Raw genomic sequence first — 18,919 nt, 5'->3', positions numbered from 1 at the left:
TTATACGCATGAAATAACGGATCTTATCCACAGAGCGACGCAGGTAAAAGGCGATAAAACAGCGGAATCAACTGGGGATCGACATAAATACCCGATCCCCGACCAGCAAAGATCGTCTTAAATCTGCGGGTGCCAGCTGGCAACCCACACTTCCGCCGGATCTTCCGGAATCTCATGTTCCAGCACGTCGATCTCCAGCCGATCGCCAATACGTTTGGCGCCCAGCTGCGTTAACGTCGTCTCCAGCAGTTTGATCGCACCGCAGAACAGATCGTATTCATGATTACCGATACCCACTGCGCCAAAGCGTACGCCTGACAGATCCGGCTGGCTCTCCTGCAGCGCTTCATAAAACGGCAGCAGGTTGTCCGGCAGTTCGCCGGCACCGTGCGTTGAGCTGACAATCAGCCAGATGCCCTCCTGCGGCACCTCATCCAGCTCGGGTCCGTGCAGCAGTTCGGTTGAAAAGCCCGCTTCCTGCAGTTTCTCTTCCAGATGTTCAGCGACATATTCGGCGCTGCCAAGGGTACTGCCACTGATTAAGGTAATATCGGCCATGATGCTCTCCCGCACTAAAGGCGAGCATTGTACGCTGTGATCAAGCGGTGATCCACCTGTGGAAAACAGGGTTAATCGCCGATAGCATCAGGCGACAAGGCGCATCACAAAAGCGATCCGCCCGGGATAAGGTTATGCACAGCGGGGAAGCCGATCACGGCTTGATGGTGCGCATGATCGGGTTTTGCAGGGAGATTAGCGTTTCGGTGGACTGGATTTCATCAATGGTCTGGATCTTGTTGATCAGCACCTGTTGCAGCGCGTCAATTGAGCGGCACATCACTTTAATAAAGATGCTGTAGTGGCCGGTGGTGTACCAGGCTTCCACCACTTCATCCAGCGCTTCCAGTTTGCTGAGCGCTGCCGGATAGTCGCGCGCGCTTTTCAAAATGATGCCGATAAAACAACAGACATCAAATCCGAGCTGCCGTGGATCGATCTCCACGCGCGTACCCAGAATAATCCCCGCCTGACGCATCTTTTCGACGCGCACGTGAATCGTGCCGGGGCTGACGTTAAACTGCTTGGCGAGTTCGGCGTACGCGGTGCGCGCGTTTTGCAGCAGCGCATTTAAAATGCCGCGGTCGAGATTATCCAGTTGCAGGTGTTCCGCCATCATCCATCCTCATTAGGTTCTTCTTCTCTGAACAGGGAGAATGTGCAGCAAATTAGCGGGACAGGCAAGGCACAGACAGCGGAGCTGCCGCTGTCTGCACGCTTTTTAGCGCTTACGCCACAGCGTCAGCTGGGCCTGTGTGTGCTGGAACTTACGCGCGGTTTCGCGAATCACAAACGGCACGTCCTGCGGCGGCGCAACTTCCTCAAAGGCATCGCGCAGCAGCCGTTGCAGCGCCTGCCAGGTGGTGAGCGCTTCACCGTTTTCACGGAAACCGCCCAGCCAGTTCTCCTTCGGCGTGAACTCTTCCAGCCAGGTGTAAGGTGAGGAGATGGCCAGCAAACCGCCGGAGCGGATCATCGGCGTGATGTCCTGCAGGAAGCGCTTCGGCTGGCGCAGGCGATCGATCAGGTTAGAGGCCAGTACCAGATCGTAGCCATCGGGCTGCGGTTTCAGGTTACAGGCATCGCCCTGCACAAACTGAATGCGCTGCGCCAGGGTCTCATCGAAACCAAACTCTTTTAGCCGCACCTGGCGATACTCCACCAGCTCTCCCTCTTCCGGCACCACGTAACGGAAATCCTCACCCGAGGTCAGCTGCAGCGCCACGTCGATAAAGCGCGCCGAGTAATCCATGCCGGTGACCGCAGCAAAATGGCGTGCCAGTTCAAAGCTGGCACGGCCGGTGGCGCAGCCGATATCCAGCGCGTGGCCGCGGTGCGCGCAGTGCGGCAGCACGAGATCGACCAGCGCCGCCGCGTAGTTCGGCACACCGTAATAGCCGGGGCCGTACTGGAAGTCGAGGTACTGCGACACCATGCTGTCGGTTTCATACGGATTCAGCGCCATGCTCTCCTGATGCGAGGAAACCACGTAGCGGAAACCGGCATGCTGGAAGAAGTGACGACGGAAGGCGTAGCGTGAGGATTTCAGCGCTTCGTTGCCGGTGGAGATCCAGCTGCCGCCTTTGATCAGCGCATGTTTGCCGTCAAAGGTGGGCGTGGAGAAATCGTCATACAGCGGGTGTACCCTGAAGCCTTCAAAGCCGTTGGTCGGCGTGGTGGTCCACTGCCAGACGTTGCCGACGATGTCGAAGAAGTCACCCTGGGCAAAGTGGTCTACCGGACAGGAAGAGGCCCAGCGGGCAAGATTGATGTTGCCCGGCGCGTCGATCCAGTCTGGCTGATCGCCGGCAACCTGCTCGCGCAGCTGCATCCACTCGGCTTCGCACGGCAGCTGGATCGCTTTGCCGCTCTCTTCTGCCAGCCAGCGGCAGAATGCCGCGGCTTCCAGCTGATTCACTTCGGCGGGCCAGTCCCACGGCATCGCCACTTCTTCGGTCATCAGACGCAGCCGGAGATCGTCAGGTTGCGCGATGTCGCCGACCCAGAAAGTCGGCATCTGCGCCTGGGCAAACTCGCGCCAGCCCCAGCCTTCGTCATCCCACCAGCGGCGTTCGTTATAGCCGTTGGCGGCAATAAAATGAAAGAACTCGGCGTTGCTCACCAGCATTTTGCTGGCTTTGAACGGTTTCAGCTCAGTTGTAAGGCTGCCGTATTCATTATCCCAGCCGTAGGTATCATCGGTTTTACCCTGCGTGACGCGTCCGCCTGGCATCGCCACCAATGTATTGGCCGGTACCGAGGCACGATCGTGGCGCGCCTGCGGACACGCCGGCCAGTGCGGCTGCGGTTTTACCCACTCAAGCGGCAGCTGGCGGATCAGCACGCTGGAGGTTTCGAGGTGAATACGCTCATGCTCAATGCCCATCAGAATCACCCACGCCGGACTGTCCCAGTCAATCGGCAGATCCAGCGGCATGGTGCGGATGAATTCACTTACCACGGTTTTCACTTTGCCGCGGTAGTCGCGCACCTCGGCCACATCCGGCCAGCTGTAATGGCTGTCGTCGAGATCGTCCCAGCTCATCTCATCCACGCCGATCGCCATCATCGCCTCGATGCGATCATCAATGCGCTGCTGCAGATAACCGCCCGCCATCAGCTTATTAATGTAGAAAGTGGCGGTATGGCCAAAGTAGAAGATCAGCGGATGGCGCAGGGTGATGGCTTTATTAAAGTACGCGCGCTCATCGGCGAGGCAGTCGAACAGGCTTTCGTACAGCTCCCAGGTCTGGGTGAAATAGGCCAGCAGTTCGGCGCGTTTGGCGTCGCTGCTGCTGCCGGAAAGCCGGACGGTGCGGGTGGGCGCAGGCAATTGATCGTGAAGATGAGCGGTTGTCACAGTGAACTCCGTAAGCTGATTAAACACAGCGGGTAATTCACTATAGCAAATTAGCATTTCTGCCTGATGAATTAGCGTTTCCAGCGGCGCAGCAGGCGGCTTTTCAGGCCGGTATCGAAGCGCCAGATGTGATCGAAAATGCGCAGAATGCCGGGTTTGCCGTGCGCCGACATCGCCACGGCGTGGAAGCGTTGCTGATGGTGACGCTGGCGCTGTTTAATGGTGCTGACGATGTCGTCCGGCAGACGCTGGGCGATAAAATCGGAAACGATCACCGCATCGGCTTCCTGCCACTGACTGCCCTCCATACGCGTGACCACCGCAGACAGGCAGGCGGCCAGATCGGTGCCGCCGCGAAAACGCTGGCTGAGAAAACGGATTGCCTGCTCGATGCCGTTATCAGCGGTCAGCTCGTAGCCAATCACTTCGTGAGCAAACAGCATGATGTAGCAGCGCCGCCTGTCGGCCAGCGCCACCTTCAGCAGCGCCAGACAAAACGCTTTGGCGCAGCGTTCATTGAAACCGCCCATCGAACCAGAGGTATCCACGCAGACGATGAACGGGCCGCGCGGCTGCGCTTCGTGCTGCTGATGGCTGGCCGGGCGCAGCGTCACTTTCTCGTGCCAGGCATCGCCCTTTAACCGGTAGGTCAGCAGGCGTTTCTCCACCAGCCGGCGATAAAATTCCAGCTCCAGTTCGCTGATGCTCAGCGCCGCCAGCTCCGGCGGCAACAGACGCAGCACATCGTCACTCTGATGGATGCCGCTGACCTCTTCCGGCACGTTGTCCGGCTCGCGCACCAGCTGATGAAACGCTTCCAGCGGCGCATCCTGTGACGGTACCGATTTCGCTTCGCGGCTGCGTCCCAGCTGCTGCGCCAGTTTCATCAGTTCCGGCTGCTGGGCGAGGAAATCGCCGTACTGCACAATCAACTCATAGTCGCCATGCTGCAGCGGTGCCTTGCTCAGATCCCACAAGCGTCCGGCGGCGGCTTCGTCGTCATCGGTCAGAATCGGCGCCAGCTGGCCGCTGATGGCCATGCGCTGCTGCAGCTCGGCCATCAGGCGTTCCCGCTGCTCTTCCAGCAGGGTTTCGTTCAGCGTCAGGGTTTGCAGCGTCAGGCTCAGGCGCCAGCGCTGCAGGAACAGCGTGTGCTGCGCATTGCTCAGCTGGGCGCTGTCGGTATGCAGCAGCAGTTTGCTGGCTTCTTCGATAAACGGGGACGGCAGCGCTTTCAGCTGCGTCATGATGGCCGGCAGTTGCTCACTGAAGGCGTGGCTGCTAAGCAGCTGCATCTGCTGGAAGAGCTGAAATTCGCGTGCCAGCGCGTCCGGCACCGGCGTGGTTTTCATCTGGGCGGCAATCTCGGCGCGCCAGCGCGGCAGCTCGCCCATCATCGCCTGTTTCAGGCGCGGAAATTTTTCAAAGAACAGCGCCAGCTGCGGCGAGGCCAGCAGTGCCACGATCAGCTCTTCGATCAGCTCGGTTTCGCCAATCGACAGCAGCGTGCTGAGCGTCTCCAGCGAGATCATTTTCTCGCCTGTTTCAGCTGTTCCGCCACATCCTGCAGGCTGGTTTCGACGCGTGCCAGCCAGTCGTCGCTGATAAACAGGCAGCGCTGGTGCTGGCTAAACAGCGTGCGCTGCGCGCGCAGCTGGGCCTCCAGCGCGTCGTATTCTTCAATGATTTCCTGCGGCACGTCGCTGCTGCTGGCGGCACCCGGCAGCGTCAGGCGCGTGGACTGCAGGCTGACGTCGCGCAGCGTCAGACAGTGATGCGCATCCACCAGCAGGTCAAGCGTCTGGCCAAAGCCGATACCGTTGAGCTTGCCGCGGATCTCGCCCGCCTTCAGCAGCCACTGATTGAGCGCATCGCGTGCCACCACCACGTGCGTGACCTGCATGTCGTGCAGCGTCAGCGGCTGTTGCAGCATCAGGGTCAGCTGTTCCTCCGTGATCGAGGCCGGTAATTCATAGTGCGGTTTGCGGCTGAACATACCGCTGTGCTTCTCCAGCGTCAGCGCCTGCGCCACGCTCTGCTGCTGTTGCAGCGCCAGCCGGCGCGCTTTGATCTGCTGCAGCGTGTGCAGCATCGCCTGCTGCTGCCACGCGTGCTGCGTCATCAGCGCATCGATTTCACGATCCAGCAGCTGCATCGACGCCACGTCGTGCCACAGGCAATCTTTCAGCAGGATCAGATCAAGCGGGGCAATCGCCACGCGGCCGCTGTAAAACGCGCTGGCCTGCAGCAGATGGATGGCTTTTTTCCAGCGGCGATCGGAGATATACGGCGCCTCTGGCAGGTTCTCCAGCTGCTGGCGCAGCTGATAGATCAGTTCAAACACATGATCGGGCAGGCTGACCTGGCTGATGCCTTTCTGCCACTGCTGATACTCTTCATCGCTGATGCACAGCGATTCCGCCACCGGGTTGGCGTTTTCATCCTGCTGGTGGGTCAGCATGCTGCGGAAGTTCTGCTTTTCATGCACGTTGTCGAGCCACAGCCGGATCAGCATACGGTCGTACAGCGCTTCCAGACCGCTGTCGGCTTCCGGCAGTTCGTTGGAGGCGGTGACCAGCAGACGCATCGGGATCGGCTCTTCGCTGTCGCCGTTGCGGAAGCGACGTTCGTTGATGGCGGTGAGCAGCGTATTGAGAATCGCCGGACCGGCTTTCCAGATCTCATCCAGAAAGACAATTTCGGCATCCGGCAGATAGCCTTTGGTCAGACGCTGATAGCGTCCTTCATCTTTCAGCGCCTGAATCGACAGCGGGCCAAACACCTCTTCAGGCGTGGAAAAACGGGTCATCAGGTATTCAAAGGCACGGGCGTGCTGGAAGGCGTATTTCAGGCGGCGGGCAATCAGGCTCTTGGCGATGCCCGGCGGCCCGAGCAGAAACACGCTTTCGCCGCTCAGCGCTGCCAGCAGGCAGAGACGAATGGCATGATGCCGTTCATACAGCCCTTTCTCCAGGGCATTGCTGAGGCGAGAAATTCTTTCTGCCAAAAGATGGGGTTGAGCCATAATCACATCATTGTCCTTCTGATCCTGGTGCCGTCATATTCTGGCGAGCGCAATACTCTACTGTTTATCATGCGTGAAAGCGTTGATAGCCGTCAGCTTTTTTGTTTCAGAAGGTTGAGGTGAGGCAAATCGCGGGTTTTCAGCGCATTTCGCGCCGATTTTCGGCGAAAAAACGCTGCACAGACGGCGTAATGCCAGACGGTAAAAGTAGGTTTTTTCGGGAATATGTGCATACTGTGCGCTTTTTGATGATCTGAGCGCCGGGCTGAGGCCTGCGCGGCTCCAACAAAAGACAACTTATGAGCTCGGATAAGAAACAGTCCCTTGGCGCAGTCACTCTGGCGGCGATCGGCGTGGTGTATGGCGATATCGGCACCAGCCCGCTCTATACCCTGCGCGAGTGTCTCTCTGGTCAGTTCGGCTTTGGCGTGGAACGCGAGGCGGTGTTTGGCTTTCTGTCGCTGATCTTCTGGCTGCTGATTCTGGTGGTTTCGCTTAAATACATCAGTTATGTGATGCGCGCCGACAACGCCGGTGAAGGCGGGATCCTGACGCTGATGTCACTGGCGGGCCGCAATACCGGCGCGCGCGCCACGGCGATTCTGGTGATCATGGGGCTGATTGGCGGCAGCTTCTTCTACGGGGAAGTGGTGATCACGCCGGCGGTATCCGTGCTTTCGGCCATAGAAGGGCTGGAGATCGCCGCGCCGAGCCTTGATAGCTACATTGTGCCGCTGGCGATTGCGGTACTGACGCTGCTGTTTGTGATTCAGAAACACGGCACCGGCATTGTCGGTAAGCTGTTTGCGCCGGTGATGCTGCTGTGGTTCATCATCCTGGCGGTGCTGGGCGCGCGCAGTATCATCAATAATCCCGAGGTGCTGCACGCCATGAACCCGTACTGGGCGCTGCACTTCTTTATTCAGTACAAAACGGTATCGTTCTTCGCGCTGGGCGCGGTGGTGCTGGCGATCACCGGCGTTGAAGCGCTGTATGCCGATATGGGCCACTTTGGTAAGTTTCCGATTCGCCTGGCATGGTTTGTGGTGGTGCTGCCGTCGCTGGTGCTCAACTATTTCGGCCAGGGTGCGCTGCTGCTGGAGCATCCGGAGGCCATCAAAAACCCGTTCTTCCTGCTGGCGCCGGACTGGGCGCTGATTCCGATGCTGATTCTCGCGACGCTGGCCACGGTGATCGCCTCGCAGGCGGTGATCTCCGGCGTATTCTCGCTGACGCGCCAGGCGGTGCGTCTTGGCTATCTGCCGCCGATGCGCATCGTGCACACGTCCGAAGAGGAATCCGGCCAGATTTATATTCCGGTGATCAACTGGCTGCTCTATTTCTCGGTGGTGATTGTTATCGTCGGCTTTGAGCACTCCAGCAATCTGGCGGCCGCCTACGGGATTGCGGTGACCGGTACCATGGTGCTGACCGCCATTCTGTGTTCAACGGTGGCGATTCAGAACTGGCACTGGAATCGCTACCTGGTGGTGCTGATTCTCATCGCGATGCTGTGCATCGACGTTTCGCTGTTCTCAGCTAACCTGGTCAAAGTGTTCTCCGGCGGCTGGCTGCCGCTGACGCTGGCACTGATGATGTTTATCGTGATGACCACGTGGAAGAGCGAGCGCTTCCGCCTGCTGCGTCGTATGCATGAGCATGGCAATTCGCTGGAGGCGATGATCGCCTCGCTGGAGAAGTCGCCGCCGGTGCGCGTGCCGGGCACGGCGGTCTACATGTCGCGGGCGCTCAATGTCATCCCCTTTGCCATGCTGCATAACCTGAAGCACAACAAGGTGCTGCACGAGCGCGTGGTGCTGCTGACGCTGCGTACCGAAGATGCGCCTTATGTGCACAACGTGCGTCGCGTGACCATTGAGCAGCTGTCGCCCACCTTCTGGCGCGTGGTGGCAAGCTACGGCTGGCGTGAAACGCCGAACGTCGAGGAGATTTTCCACCGCTGCGGCCTCGAAGGGCTCAACTGCCGCATGATGGAAACCTCGTTCTTTATGTCACACGAGTCGCTGATCATCGGCAAACGCCCGTGGTATCTGCGTCTGCGCGGCAAGCTGTTCCTTGCGCTGCAGCGCAACGCCCTGCGCGCGCCGGATCAGTTTGAAATTCCGCCTAACCGGGTAATCGAGCTCGGTACTCAGGTCGAAATCTGACGCATCGCGCGTCACCAGCTGAGGGTGACGCGCAGCCCCTGCGGCTGCACCGCGCTGAAGGTCAGCCGGATGCCGTGCAGCTGAGCCACATTTTTCACAATCGACAAGCCAAGCCCGCTGCCGGTTTGCGCCTGCCCCGGCGGTCGCCAGAAGCGTTCGCCCAGCCGCGCCAGCTGCTCTGCGCTGACGCCCGGTCCGTTATCCACCACCTCCAGCCTGCGCGCGCTGAGCCGCAGCTGAATCTCACTGCCGGACGGCGTGTAGCGCAGCGCGTTATCCAGCAGATTGCGCAGCAGTAAACCCAGCAGCAGTGGATGACCGTTCATCACCGGTTCCGCGTCAGCCGTCAGCGTCAGCCTGGTGTGCTGCGCTGCCGCCTGTGCCTGATGTTCGGTCACCAGCTGGTGCAGCAACGGCGCGAGGGGGACCGGCTGAAATTCGCTGCGCAGATCGTCTGCTTCGACCCGCGACAGCGTCAGCAGCTGATCGACCAGTCGCGTGGCACGCAGGATGCCGCTGTCGAGCTGCTGCAGCGCATGGTTGCGCATCGCCTCGTCATCGCCGGCCAGCTGAATCACCTCACTCTGCACGCGCAGCGCTGCCAGCGGGCTGCGCAGCTCGTGCGCCGCATCGGAGGTAAAGCGCCGTTCGCGCTGGACCAGCTGCGCCATGCGGGCGAACAGGCCATTCAGCGCCGCCACCAGCGGCTTCACCTCCAGCGGCAGGCGCTGCGGCGTCAGCGGCGCAGCCTCATCCGGCGCGCGCTGCTGCAGTGATGCGGTCAGGCGTTTCAGCGGACGCAGCTCAAACCACACCAGCGCCAGCAGCAACAGCAGCATCAGCGGCATGGCCACCAGCCACGGCAGCAGGCTGCTCAGTGCCAGATCGCGCGTCATATCATCGCGATATTCCCACTCCTGTCCGACCACCACGCGCCACTGCTTATCGGCTGACGTCAGCCACAGCAGCCGCCAGCGATCGTCATCGCCGCGCAGGCGACCATCGTGAAAGCCGTCACGATCCGCGGTAAACGGCAAATCGCGACCGTTTTCGCCGTCGTTAAGCAGCGGTTTGCCGTCGGCGCTGAACAGCGCAAAGGCCAGCGCGTCGTCATCCTGATCGCCGCGATGGTGGCGCAAAATCGCTTTGGTTTTTGGCAGCGAGGCGGCCTGCAGGCGGCTGGCATCCAGCGCCAGCAGGCGCTTGGCGAACAGCATCTGCTGGGTATCAAACAGCTCGTTGACGGTGTCGCGCGTCTGCTGCCATGCGCTAAAGGTGGCACTGGCACCACACAGAATAATTAACAGCAGAAAGCCGATGGCCAGTCGCAGGAACAGACTCATTCTGCCGCTCCCAGCGTGTAGCCAATACCGTGCACGGTGCGGATGAACTGACTGCCGAGCTTTTTACGCAGATGATGGATGTGCACTTCGACTGCGTTACTGGAGACGTCGTCGTCCCAGCTGTACAGTTTCTCCTCCAGCTGCGCGCGCGTCAGCACGCGACCGGGATTGCGCAGGAACAGCTCCAGCAGCGCCAGCTCACGGCTTTTCAGGCTGAGCGGTTCGCCATCCAACATCACGCTGTGGCTGCCGGGAGCCATCACCAGCCTGCCGTGACGCAGCTCCGGCTGCAGCTGACCGTGACGGCGACGAATCAGCGCCTGCAGACGTGCGGCCACCTCCGTCAGCGCAAACGGCTTACACAGATAGTCGTCGGCACCGAGTTGCAGGCCCTGCACGCGCTGGTCCAGCGCATCGCGTGCGGTGAGGATCAGCACCGGGACATCCGCGCCCTGCTCACGCCACTGACGCAGGATGTCCAGCCCGTCGCGCTCCGGCAGCGACAGGTCCAGCACCACGGCATCCCACGGTGCCGCGTTGAGCGCCTGAAATCCGGCTTCGCCACTGACAAACCAGTCGACGCTAAAACCCAGTTTGGTCAGGCCGACCTTCAGGCCATCGCCAATCAGCGTATCGTCTTCAATTAATAAAATGCGCATGCGTTTCTCCCGGTTACCTGGGGGTTTATACGAAGCAGATGCGCGCTTGTACAGCGACATTCGCCCGTTTTGGCTTATTTTTCCCCTCTTTTTTTCCCTTAAGATCCTGTTAAGAACCCTGTGGTGAAATAGCTCCCGTAATCCGCACAGACATGGAAATGAGGTGAAAAATGAAAAAGAGTGCAGCGCTGTTAGCCATTATCGCCCTGGCGGCAACCCCGGTGTTAGCCGCCCAGCAGGGTGGCTTTGTCGACCCGAACGCGCCAGCCGCTCAGGCTAAAGCCGGCGGTTTTAAGGCCGATAACAGCAGTGTGGTGACGGTAAAACAGGCCGAAGAGATGAAGGATGACAGCTGGATCACCGTGCGCGGCCAGCTTGATAAGCAGATCGGCGATGAAGATTATCTGTTCCGCGACAGCAGCGGCAGCATGAAAGTGGAGATCGACCACAAACGCTGGAACGGCCAGACCATTACGCCGAAGGATCAGGTCGAGCTGACCGGCGAACTGGATAAGGATTTCAATTCGATTGAACTGGACGTTAAACAGGTGCGTAAACTGCCCTAACCTCCCCTGCGGAGCCACGTCGCGGGCTCCGCCATCCCGCCAAACTCAAATTTTCCTCGGCCCAGGCGAAACGTTTCGATGGCGATCACATTTCCGTGATGCCGTCATTGAGTTGCCATGTACATTTAATACACTGCCAGACAGCGAAACGTTTCGCTGTGGAGTGGAATAAATGAAAAAAGGTCGCCTGTTAAACGCTGAAGTCTCTCATGTGATTGCCCGCCTCGGGCATACCGATACGCTGACGATTGCCGATGCGGGCTTGCCGATCCCGGCCGGTCCACAGCGCATCGATCTGGCGCTGACGCCCGGTACGCCCGATTTTTTACAGGTGGTGGAGGTCATCACGCAGGAGATGCAGGTTGAGAGCGCCCTGATAGCGGAAGAGATCCAACAACACAATCCGCAACTCCACAGCCAGCTGATCGCCGTGCTCGAAGCCTTGCAACAGCACCAGGGGAATGTGATTAGCGTTCGTTACACCAGCCATGAACAGTTCAAACAACACACTCAGCGCAGTCAGGCGGTCATTCGCAGCGGAGAGTGCTCTCCGTATGCGAATGTCATCCTGAGCGCGGGCGTCACTTTCTGAGGCCGCTATGCAACCGTTATTGCAACTCAGGGGAATTGAAAAATCATTTCCCGGCGTGAAGGCGCTCAACGGCGCGTCGCTGGCGGTCTATCCCGGGCGCGTGATGGCGTTAGTGGGAGAGAACGGCGCGGGCAAATCCACCATGATGAAGGTGCTGACCGGCATCTACAGTATGGACGCCGGTTCGCTGCACTGGCTGGGCAAAGAAGTGACGTTCTCCGGGCCGAAAGCGTCTCAGGAAGCCGGCATCGGCATCATCCATCAGGAGCTGAACCTGATCCCGCAGCTGACCGTCGCGGAGAATATTTTCCTCGGCCGTGAATTCGTTAACCGATTTGGCCGCATCGACTGGAAACAGATGTATGCCGCGGCGGATGCGCTGTTAAAGCGCCTCAATCTGCGCTTCAGCAGCCACAAGCTGGTGGGCGATCTGTCGATTGGCGACCAGCAAATGGTAGAGATTGCCAAAGTACTCAGCTTCGAGTCGCAGGTCATCATTATGGATGAACCGACCGATGCGCTGACCGATACCGAAACCCTGTCGCTGTTCCGCGTCATCAATGAGCTGAAAGCGCAGGGCTGCGGCATTGTTTATATCTCCCACCGCATGAAAGAGATCTTTGAGATTTGCGATGACGTCACCGTGTTCCGTGACGGCCAGTTTATTGCCGAGCGCGCGGTAGGCGATCTCAGCGAAGAGAGCCTGATCGAAATGATGGTCGGCCGCAAGCTTGAGGATCAGTATCCGCATCTAGATCAGACACCGGGCGAGGTGCGGCTGCGGGTCGAGCATGTTAGCGGACCGGGCGTAGAAGATGTCAGCTTTACCCTGCGTAAGGGCGAGATTCTGGGCATCTCCGGTCTGATGGGCGCGGGCCGCACCGAATTAATGAAGGTGCTGTACGGCGCGCTGCCGCGTACGCACGGCAAAGTGACGCTTAACGGCCGCGAGATTGTCACCCGCTCGCCGCAGGACGGCCTGGCCAACGGCATCGTCTATATCTCGGAAGACCGTAAGCGTGACGGGCTGGTGCTCGGGATGTCGGTCAAAGAGAACATGTCGCTGACCGCGCTGCGCTACTTCAGCCGCGCCGATGGCGGCCTGAAGCACGCCGAAGAGCAGCTGGCGGTGGGTGATTTTATCCGCCTGTTCAATGTGAAAACGCCGTCAATGATGCAGCCGATCGGTCTGCTGTCCGGCGGTAATCAGCAAAAAGTGGCGATTGCGCGTGGTCTGATGACGCGCCCGGATGTGCTGATCCTCGACGAGCCGACGCGCGGCGTCGATGTCGGGGCGAAAAAAGAGATCTATCAGTTAATTAACCAGTTTAAAGCCGAAGGGCTGAGCATCATCCTGGTGTCGTCGGAAATGCCGGAAGTGCTGGGCATGAGCGACCGCATTCTGGTGATGCATGAAGGCCATCTGAGTGGCGAATTTTCCCGTGAGCAGGCTACCCAGGAATCCCTGATGGCAGCGGCGGTCGGTAAGCAACACAGCGAGGAGTTAGTTGTATGAGTACCCAAACCTTACCTGCCAGCCGTCGCTGGTTCAGCAAAGCCTGGCTGCTGGAGCAGAAATCGCTGATCGCGCTGATTGTGCTGATCGCCGTGGTTGCCAGCCAGAGCCCGAACTTCTTCACGCTGCCCAACATGTTCAACATCCTGCAGCAGACGTCGGTCAACGCCATCATGGCGGTGGGCATGACGCTGGTGATTCTGACCTCAGGTATCGACCTTTCGGTCGGCTCGCTGCTGGCGCTGACCGGCGCGGTAGCGGCATCGATTGTCGGGCTGGAAGTCAATGCGCTGGTGGCCGTAGCGGCATCGCTGGCGCTCGGTGCCTTTATTGGTGCCATTACCGGTGTGATTGTGGCACGCGGCAAGGTGCAGGCGTTTATCGCTACGCTGGTGATGATGCTGCTGCTGCGCGGCGTCACCATGGTTTACACCAACGGCAGTCCTATCAACACCGGCTTCAGCGATAACGCCGATCTGTTTGGCTGGTTCGGCATTGGCCGTCCGCTGGGCATTCCGACGCCGGTATGGCTGATGGCAGTGGTGTTCGCGCTGGCGTGGTACATGCTGCATCACACCCGCCTCGGCCGCTATATCTATGCGCTGGGCGGTAACGAAGCGGCCACGCGCCTGTCCGGCATCAACGTTAACCGCGTTAAAGTCATCGTCTATTCGCTGTGCGGCCTGCTGGCGGCACTGGCGGGCACCATCGAAGTGGCGCGTCTCTCTTCGGCGCAGCCGACGGCGGGCACCGGTTATGAACTGGATGCGATTGCCGCAGTAGTGCTGGGCGGGACCAGCCTCGCGGGCGGTAAAGGGCGCATTATGGGCACGCTGATCGGTGCGCTGATTCTCGGCTTCCTCAATAACGGCCTCAACCTGATGGGCGTATCGTCTTACTACCAGATGATTGTCAAAGCCGTCGTCATTCTGCTGGCGGTGCTGGTGGATAACAAAAGCAGTAAGTAACTCTGACCTTCACACAGGATTAAAGAAATGAAAAAGTTAACTGCATTGGCCGTCATCCTTGGCGCCACCCTCAGTGCTGGCGCGATGGCTAAGGATACGATTGCGCTGGTGGTCTCAACGCTGAATAACCCGTTCTTTGTGTCGCTGAAAGATGGCGCACAGAAAGAAGCCGATAAGCTGGGCTATAACCTGGTGGTGCTCGACGCACAGAACAACCCGGCAAAAGAGCTGGCAAACGTGCAGGATCTCACCGTGCGCGGCACCAAACTGCTGCTGATCAACCCAACGGATTCTGACGCGGTCGGTAACGCCGTGAAAATGGCTAACCAGGCGAACATCCCGGTGATTACGCTGGACCGTATGGCGGCGCAGGGGAAAGTTGTCAGCCACGTGGCGTCTGATAACCGCTTCGGCGGCAAAATGGCCGGCGATTTCATCGCGAGGAAACTGGGCGACGGTGCGAAAATCATCGAGCTGCAGGGCATTGCCGGCACTTCCGCTGCCCGCGAGCGTGGCGAAGGCTTTAAGCAGGCCGCTGACGCGCACAAATTCAACGTGCTGGCCAGCCAGCCGGCCGACTTCGACCGTACGAAAGGTCTGAACGTGATGCAGAACCTGCTGCAGGCGCATCCGGACGTGCAGGCAGTCTTTGCCCAGAACGACGAAATGGCGCTGGGCGCGCTGCGTGCGCTGCAGACCGCAGGCAAAACCGACGTGCTGGTGGTGGGCTTTGACGGCACCGCGGACGGCGTGAAGGCGGTAGAATCCGGTAAACTCAGCGCGACCGTTGCACAGATGCCAGACAAGATTGGTATGATTGGCGTCGATACCGCAGATAAAGTTCTGAAGGGCGAAAAAGTGCAGGCGATCAACCCGGTTGACCTGAAACTGGTTACTAAATAAAACCCAAAGAAAAGCATGGCAACGCGCCACCCTCGCGGTGGCGCAACTTCCTGGATAACTCCCTATGAGCAAAAGCGCAAAACTGGCGGTACTCGGCAGCATCAACGCCGACCACATCCTCAACCTCGCCCATTTTCCCCGTCCGGGTGAAACGGTGATCGGGAAACAGTATCAGGTTGCCTTTGGCGGTAAAGGGGCCAACCAGGCCGTCGCGGCTGGCCGTGCCGGCGCTGACATTGCTTTTATTGCCTGCGTGGGTGCAGATGACATCGGCGAACGTATTCGCCAGCAGCTGCAGCAGGACCAGATTGATACCGCTCCGGTGGAAACCGTGGCGCAGGAAGCCACCGGCGTGGCGATGATCTTCGTGAATGGCGAAGGCGAAAATAACATTGGCATCTACTCAGGCGCGAATGCGGCGCTGACGCCAGCCTGTGTGGAGCGCCACCAGCAGGTAATTCGTTCGGCCGATGCGCTGCTGATGCAGCTGGAGTCGCCGCTGGACAGCGTGCTGGCCGCGGCCCGCATCGCGCGCGCCAGTCACACTCAGGTGATCCTCAATCCGGCGCCGGCGACCCAGCTCTCTGATGAGCTGCTGGCGCTGATCGACATTATTACGCCGAATGAAACCGAAGCGGAAATCCTCACCGGCATCGCCGTCAACGACGACGACGACGCGGCGCGGGCAGCCCAGGCGCTGCACGCCAAAGGCATCGATACCGTACTGATTACGCTGGGCCGGCGCGGCGTATGGCTCAGCGAGCAGGGCCAGGGACAGCGTATTCCCGGCTTCAGCGTGCAGGCGGTGGATACCATCGCTGCCGGTGATACCTTCAACGGGGCCTTCATTACCGCGCGGCTGGAAGGCGTGGCGATGCAGGATGCGGTTCGCTTTGCCCATGCGGCGGCAGCCATTGCCGTGACGCGCCCGGGCGCACAGCCCTCAGTGCCATGGCGCACTGAGATTGACGCATTCCTGCAGCAACAGGGTTAAGCGCTTGGCTACCATGAAAGATGTCGCCCGTCTGGCGGGCGTCTCCACCTCCACCGTTTCGCACGTTATCAACAACAACCGTTTTGTTAGCGAACAGGTGCGCGACAGAGTGGAACAGGCGATTCGCGAATTAAACTACGCGCCGTCGGCGCTGGCGCGCAGCCTGAAGATCAAGCAAACGCGCACCATTGGCATGTTACTGACCGCCAGCAGCAACCCGTTCTACTCGGAAGTGGTGCGCGGTGTAGAGAACAGCTGCTATGAACGCGGCTACAGCCTGATTCTGTGCAATACCGAAGGCGATGAAGAGCGCATGAATCGCAGCCTTGAAACGCTGATGCAGAAGCGTGTGGATGGCCTGCTGATGATGTGCACGGAAACCCATCTGCCCTCCGCCGAAATCCTTAATCGCTATCCTTCGGTGCCGATGGTGATGATGGACTGGGCGCCGTTTGAAGGGCGCGGCGATATTATTCAGGATAACGCGCTGCTGGGCGGCGAACTGGCCACGCAGTATCTGATTGACCGCGGTTACACCCGCATCGCCTGTATTGCCGGGCCGCTGGATAAAACCCCGGCGCGCCTGCGTCTGGACGGTTTTCATCAGGCGATGGCTGCCAGTGGGCTGGCGGTGCCGCCGGGCTATGTGGTGGACGGCGATTTCGAATTTCAGGGCGGTTTCAACGCCATGAATCAGCTGCTGGCGCTCGATCCGCCACCGCAGGCGGTGTTTACCAGCAACGATGCGATGGCGGTGGGCGTCTATCACGCCCTGTATCAGGCGGGACTGCGCGTGCCGCAGGATATGGCGGTGATGGGCTATGACAACATTGAGCTGGCGCGCTATCTGACGCCGCCGCTCAGTACCATTCATCAGCCGAAAGATGAGCTGGGCGAGCTGGCCATTGATACGCTGATTCATCGTATGAGCGATCCCGACGCCAGCCAGCAAACACTGGTGCTGACGCCGGAGCTGGTGGAGCGCGGTTCGGTTTAACTGCTTTTACGCGTTTTCTCGCGGTTGGCGATCAGGTTACGGCCATCACCCGGCCGTAACATCAGAAACGCCAGCGCCGACAGCACGGTAATCACGCCCATGGTAAAGAAGGTGGCGTGGAACTGCTGCACCGTGGTGCTCTCAAAATCCTGGTAAAAGCGCAGCACGGCGGCGCTGACCGCCACGCCAAAACTGATCGACACCTGCTGCGTTACCGCCAGCACGCTATTGCCGCCGCTGGCGTTCTCATCATTCAAATCCGCCAGCGTGATGGTATTCATGGCGGTAAACTGGGTGGACATCGCCATGCCCAGTACAAACAGCGCCACCAGCAACATGATGATGCTTCCGTCCGGCGACTGCAGCGCGAAGCTGGCGACCAGCACGCCGATGATAACCGTAATGCCCACCAGCGTTTTACGATAGCCAAAGCGGCGCAGCACCTGAGTCACGGTGGATTTAGCCAGCAGCGAGCCTATCGCCGTAGGGCCCATCATGCAGCCGGCGATGATCGCCGGATAGCCAAATCCTACCTGTAACATCAGCGGCATCAGGAACGGAATACAGCCAGTACCGAGACGCGCGGCAATATTACCGATAATCCCGACGGAGAACGTACGTGTCTTAAACATCGGCAGACTAATCAGCGGAGCCGGATGGCGGCGCGCATGCATAATATAGAGCAGCAGTAATACCACGCCGCTGAACAGCACCAGCACCGCCTGCCACGGCGATACGATACGCTCGCCAAACAGCTCGATGCCGATGGAAATCAGCACCAGGCCAAAACCAAACAGCATAAAGCCGCCAAAATCGAAGCGGCGTTTTGGCGTGGTGAAGTCCGGCATATATTTGCGCGCATAGAAGATGCCGGCGATGCCGATAGGAATATTAATCAGGAAGATCCAGTGCCAGCTGGCGTAGGTGACCAGCAGACCGCCGAGCATAGGGCCAAGAATCGGTCCGACCAGGCCGGGCATGGTGACAAAGTTGAGTACCGGCAGCAGTTCGCTGCGCGGATAGGCGCGCAGCAGCGCCAGACGCGCTACCGGCATCATCATTGCTCCGCCAACGCCTTGCACCACGCGCGAAACCACCAGCATGCTCAGCGATCCGGACAGCGCACAGGCCAGTGAGCCAAGCGTGAACAGGGAAACCGCCACAATAAACACCTTACGCGTGCCAAAGCGATCGGCCAGCCAGCCGCTGACCGGAATCAACATCGCGACCGTGAGCGTATAACTGATGACAGCGGACTGCATAGCGAGTGGGGAACGTTCAAGGCTGGTGGCAATGGCGGGAAGCGCGGTATTCAGGATGGTGGCGTCGAGAGCCTGCATAAAAAACGCCATGGCGGCGATCCAGGGCAGGCCGGCCATACTGCGCGCGGAGCGAATCATTGAAAATCCTTCTTGAAGAAAATCGGTCAGCAAAGAGCGTAAGTTAAACAGGATAGCATCGGTCGCTGCGAGGATGGCGCTGATTTGTGCCGCTGTGAGAGCTGATTTGCCTGATTATTGGCCGGGAAATGTCTGTTTTTACCGCGTTCGTATAAAAAAGTAGCTTTCGGTCAATTTTTTTCAGGAAATGCTTGTCACTTCAGATTAACTCCCTATAATGCGCCACCACTGAGACGGCAAAGCGGCAACGCAGGCGGCTCAGCAGGGCGTGAAGTGATTCACCCCGCCGGAGAAAAACGCTGAAAAAAGTGTTTGACTCTGAAGGAGGAAAGTGTAATATACGCCACCTCGCGACAGCAGGCCGAACGCC

16 protein-coding genes are annotated in these 18,919 nt (G+C 59.3%); 8 read left to right on the top strand and 8 right to left on the bottom strand.

The window, feature by feature from the left end:
• Positions 1-117: 117 nt before the first annotated feature.
• From mioC to ravA, 5 genes are all read right to left on the bottom strand, one after another.
• Complete coding sequence (gene mioC / locus AC6I8P_RS19485) at positions 118-558, bottom strand: FMN-binding protein MioC (protein WP_058775625.1); 441 nt, start codon at positions 556-558, stop codon at positions 118-120.
• Between the two features lie 154 nt (positions 559-712).
• Positions 713-1,174, bottom strand: a complete 462-nt coding sequence (gene asnC / locus AC6I8P_RS19480; protein WP_007893613.1) for a transcriptional regulator AsnC — start codon at positions 1,172-1,174, stop codon at positions 713-715.
• Positions 1,175-1,279: 105 nt separating this feature from the next.
• Positions 1,280-3,418: a 5-histidylcysteine sulfoxide synthase gene (gene ovoA, locus AC6I8P_RS19475; protein WP_498030897.1), complete on the bottom strand. Its 2,139-nt coding sequence runs from the start codon at positions 3,416-3,418 to the stop codon at positions 1,280-1,282.
• Positions 3,419-3,489: 71 nt separating this feature from the next.
• Positions 3,490-4,950, bottom strand: a complete 1,461-nt coding sequence (gene viaA, locus AC6I8P_RS19470) for an ATPase RavA stimulator ViaA (RefSeq protein ID WP_498030896.1) — start codon at positions 4,948-4,950, stop codon at positions 3,490-3,492.
• Positions 4,947-6,443, bottom strand: a complete 1,497-nt coding sequence (gene ravA / locus AC6I8P_RS19465; RefSeq protein ID WP_498008840.1) for an ATPase RavA — start codon at positions 6,441-6,443, stop codon at positions 4,947-4,949. Before ravA ends, viaA begins: the two co-directional genes overlap by 4 nt.
• Before the next feature lie 299 nt (positions 6,444-6,742).
• Between ravA and kup the strand changes: the two genes are divergently transcribed.
• Positions 6,743-8,611: a low affinity potassium transporter Kup gene (kup, locus tag AC6I8P_RS19460; protein ID WP_021508177.1), complete on the top strand. Its 1,869-nt coding sequence runs from the start codon at positions 6,743-6,745 to the stop codon at positions 8,609-8,611.
• A gap of 11 nt (positions 8,612-8,622) precedes the next feature.
• On the opposite strand, the gene qseC is transcribed toward kup, so the two are convergent.
• Positions 8,623-9,954 carry a quorum sensing histidine kinase QseC gene (gene qseC, locus AC6I8P_RS19455; RefSeq protein WP_498030895.1) on the bottom strand — a complete coding sequence of 444 codons (1,332 nt, stop codon included), beginning with the start codon at positions 9,952-9,954 and terminating at the stop codon, positions 8,623-8,625.
• Complete coding sequence (gene qseB, locus AC6I8P_RS19450) at positions 9,951-10,613, bottom strand: quorum sensing response regulator transcription factor QseB (protein WP_421040106.1); 663 nt, start codon at positions 10,611-10,613, stop codon at positions 9,951-9,953. Before qseB ends, qseC begins: the two co-directional genes overlap by 4 nt.
• 170 nt (positions 10,614-10,783) lie before the next feature.
• On the opposite strand from qseB, the gene AC6I8P_RS19445 reads away from it, so the two are divergent.
• The 7 genes from AC6I8P_RS19445 (at position 10,784) to rbsR (ending at position 17,149) form a co-directional block, all read left to right on the top strand.
• A complete protein-coding gene (locus AC6I8P_RS19445; RefSeq protein ID WP_021508174.1) occupies positions 10,784-11,179 on the top strand; it encodes a YgiW/YdeI family stress tolerance OB fold protein in 396 nt (131 codons plus the stop codon).
• Between the two features lie 172 nt (positions 11,180-11,351).
• Positions 11,352-11,771, top strand: a complete 420-nt coding sequence (gene rbsD, locus AC6I8P_RS19440) for a D-ribose pyranase (RefSeq protein ID WP_021313542.1) — start codon at positions 11,352-11,354, stop codon at positions 11,769-11,771.
• 7 nt (positions 11,772-11,778) lie between these two features.
• On the top strand, positions 11,779-13,287 hold the full coding sequence (rbsA, locus tag AC6I8P_RS19435; RefSeq protein ID WP_031279830.1) for a ribose ABC transporter ATP-binding protein RbsA: 1,509 nt from the start codon (positions 11,779-11,781) through the stop codon (positions 13,285-13,287).
• A complete protein-coding gene (gene rbsC / locus AC6I8P_RS19430; RefSeq protein ID WP_021508172.1) occupies positions 13,284-14,255 on the top strand; it encodes a ribose ABC transporter permease in 972 nt (323 codons plus the stop codon). The genes rbsA and rbsC overlap by 4 nt, the downstream gene beginning before the upstream one ends.
• A 27-nt stretch (positions 14,256-14,282) precedes the next feature.
• On the top strand, positions 14,283-15,158 hold the full coding sequence (gene rbsB, locus AC6I8P_RS19425; RefSeq protein WP_498030894.1) for a ribose ABC transporter substrate-binding protein RbsB: 876 nt from the start codon (positions 14,283-14,285) through the stop codon (positions 15,156-15,158).
• A gap of 64 nt (positions 15,159-15,222) precedes the next feature.
• On the top strand, positions 15,223-16,152 hold the full coding sequence (rbsK, locus tag AC6I8P_RS19420) for a ribokinase (protein ID WP_058770712.1): 930 nt from the start codon (positions 15,223-15,225) through the stop codon (positions 16,150-16,152).
• A gap of 4 nt (positions 16,153-16,156) precedes the next feature.
• Positions 16,157-17,149, top strand: a complete 993-nt coding sequence (gene rbsR / locus AC6I8P_RS19415; protein ID WP_371815525.1) for a ribose operon transcriptional repressor RbsR — start codon at positions 16,157-16,159, stop codon at positions 17,147-17,149.
• On the opposite strand, the gene mdtD is transcribed toward rbsR, so the two are convergent.
• Positions 17,146-18,549 (bottom strand): multidrug transporter subunit MdtD, encoded by a 1,404-nt coding sequence (mdtD, locus tag AC6I8P_RS19410; protein WP_150059670.1) that lies wholly within the window; start codon positions 18,547-18,549, stop codon positions 17,146-17,148. The genes rbsR and mdtD overlap by 4 nt on opposite strands.
• Positions 18,550-18,919 lie beyond the last annotated feature (370 nt).

The sequence above is a fragment of the gamma proteobacterium symbiont of Lampromicra miyakona genome (assembly GCF_059730895.1).
Note: the sequence above shows the minus strand (reverse complement) of the source record. Positions and strands in the feature narration are given on the sequence as shown.